Source organism: Okeania sp. SIO2B9, from assembly GCF_010672505.1.
Classification (GTDB): domain Bacteria; phylum Cyanobacteriota; class Cyanobacteriia; order Cyanobacteriales; family Microcoleaceae; genus Okeania; species Okeania hirsuta.
In genome coordinates, this window is sequence record NZ_JAAHGK010001009.1 from 1 (window position 1) to 2,867 (window position 2,867).

Annotated in this window: 1 protein-coding gene and 1 pseudogene; both read right to left on the reverse strand. The window is 37.0% G+C overall.

The window, feature by feature from the left end:
• Window positions 1-436 precede the first annotated feature (436 nt).
• Window positions 437-1,642, reverse strand: a complete 1,206-nt coding sequence (locus F6K13_RS26605; protein WP_124144599.1) for a glycine betaine/L-proline ABC transporter ATP-binding protein — start codon at window positions 1,640-1,642, stop codon at window positions 437-439.
• Window positions 1,643-1,706: 64 nt separating this feature from the next.
• A pseudogene (locus tag F6K13_RS26610) lies at window positions 1,707-2,480 on the reverse strand (IS1 family transposase).
• Between the last annotated feature and the right edge of the window lie 387 nt (window positions 2,481-2,867).

Sequence of the window (2,867 nt, forward strand, 5' to 3'; positions counted from 1 at the left end):
ACCTAATTTCTCGATTTACTTTGGGTGGTGTTTTGGTATTTGTTTGAGATTTTAAGATATAGATGGTTTTTTCAGTTCTCAACACTACATATCTAAGACGTTATAGTTTTTCTTTACTATATATAGTGGTTTTACCTAATTTCTCGATTTACTTTGGGTGGTGTTTTTGTGTAAACCCTAAATTTATTATTACTGGAAAAAAAAGTTAAACTACAGAGACTTTTATTGCTACACAAAATAGTTCAAATGCTTTCTTTGGTAGTAGTGCATAGTAATGGTAAAAGTTAGAGGGAGCGATAATTTTTCACGACTTACTCTCAAAATACTGTTGAATATCTGGGAGAATAAATATTTCGGTAAATATCAAATTTTGTCCTTAAACATTACTATGCAGGACTACCCTTTCTTTTTTCTTGAAAAGCTTTCAAGAAATTTGTTAAGGAGTAGGTAATTTTTCTTGAGTAGTTTGTCGCCCCAAACTGGTAAGTACATCAGAAGCTTCTACCATACCTTTAAATTCTTTTTCTTCATCAACTACCGCTAGAGGAAATCCTTGTTTATAAAGGTGAAAAATATTTCCTAGATGAGCAGAAACATCAATTATAGGAAAATCAGTTTCTATCACCCCCATAATATCTTCTTTTTCCTGTTTGAGACTGGTTTCTAGATGTTCTTTTTTTACCAAACCAACAGGTTTATTCTGTTGATCGAGCACATACATAACTTGGAGATTATGGTCTAACATTTTTTTCAGCCCAGAGCCAACAGAATCTTGGCCAATCCTCAGAGAAGCTGTTTGATTAATAATAGAACCTACTGTAATAAATTGTGCAGGATTTACCTCTTGGATGAAAGCAGTGATATAATCATTTTTTGGTTGAGTGAGTAATTCTTCTGGTGTCCCCAATTGAACAATTGCCCCTGCTTTCATTACAGCAATACGATCGCCTAGTTTCAAAGCCTCTTGAATATCATGACTAATAAACACAATAGTTTTGTGTAATTCTTTCTGGAGTCGCAACAATTCATCTTGCATCTCTCCCCTAGTCAATGGGTCAAGGGCACTAAAAGCTTCGTCCATTAATAAAATTTCTGCATCAGTAGCCAAAGCACGGGCCAAACCCACTCGTTGCTGCATTCCCCCACTCAAAGAGGTCGGTTTATAATCTGCCCATTTAGCTAAACCCACAACTTCTAATGTTTCTAGTGCTTTCTGGCGACGATTAATTCGTTCAACTCCCCGCACCTTTAGTCCATACTCTACATTTTCAGCGACTGTTTTGTGAGGAAACAACCCAAAACGTTGAAAAACCATTGAGACTTTATTAAGTCGTATTTCTCGCATTCGTGTCTCACCAACGTGAGCAACATCTTCATCATCAATATAAATATGTCCGCTAGTGGGATGAATCAAACGATTAATACATCGAGCCAGGGTAGATTTTCCTGAGCCGGATAAACCCATTAATACAAATATTTCCCCTTGATTAATCTCAAGAGATATATCGGCCAATCCTAATACATTACCTGTGGATTGCAGTATATAATCTCTTGTTTTACCTTCCCGAAACAACTTAAGAGCGGCAAGATGTTTTTTGCCATAAATTTTAATGAGATTTTTTATAATTATTTTGGGTGGCATATTTTTATTTAATCATTAATTTAAGTTAACAGAAATTAATTAGTTATATTTTAGTACTTTCCAATTATTTTGTAGAGAATATATATTGGATATATTGGTGACGATAGTTAGCGTGCAATTTGGCGTTGCTGAGGGGCGGGATGAATCTAGAGGGAACGGGCAAATCCCAAAACTTAAGATAGTGAATTAATAGTCGGATGGAATGTTTAAGCATCTCTATTGACTTGGAATCACACAAGGTCTTGCGATGTAAGCGAGCCAAATAATGTCTTAGACCTGTATTTTCTCCCTCTACTCGGGTCATGTAGGTCTTGCTCACTATCTGGTCGCCCGATACGAATATACTGGGGGTACACCTTAAACCCATCAGTAACGTAGAAGAAGCACTGCCACAGTCCAACAATCTGCCATAGAGGTTCAAAAGTCAGAGCACTATGGTCTCCTACCACCCAACCTAATATACCAGCTTGGAAGTGGTCAACTGCTGTCCAGAGCCAGATTTTCTTTTTTTTGAGCCGACAAAAGTTTGTAGTTCGTCAAGGAACCCAACTTCAGGAATTTCGGAGGGTTCATAGGCATCTGGTAACTGTTCTCCGACCTGTCGTCACCATCGGATGACGGTGGTATGATGAATTCCTGTTACCCGTTCTATCCCACGAAAACCCATACCATTGACATACATTTTTAGACAAATGAGACGAGCATCGTCACTGTATCCTAGTTAAGTTTGAGGATTCGATACAAATTGGCGACCGCAATTGACACAAATGTGGTTCTGCTGGCCGCGTCTGCGACCGTTCTTACGGATATGTTTAGATTGGCACTCTGGACATTCCACATTTTTTCCCTTTGACTTGCTCTGTCCCAACCTATCATTCATCCCGCAAATCTGCAACGCCTGCAATTTATTTGGGCTTTGGATAAAGTGTAAAATTATCAACAATTAAGCTTTGGTCAAATTGTCATTAAAATAGAAAATTAACTATATTAGTAGACATATCCAAATCTGCCAATTTTGTAATGGTGACGTCAGGGCTTGAGAACCGTTTTTCGAGATTTCTAGTAGGTAGACAAAAATTATTTGTATATTTGCTACTCGTAAGAAATTCACTTTACTAAAATAATATTCAAAAACGAAAGTTAAGATTTCTGCCTAGAGATGATTTAGGCATCTAAATAATATTATGTCCGGTTGAATAGTTATAAATAACGAGAAGAGTAGTCA

Bases quoted from the DNA above. Each gene is read 5' to 3' on its own strand.
- F6K13_RS26605 (WP_124144599.1), bottom strand. From the start codon at position 1,642: ATGCCACCCAAAATAATTATAAAAAATCTCATTAAAATTTATGGCAAA.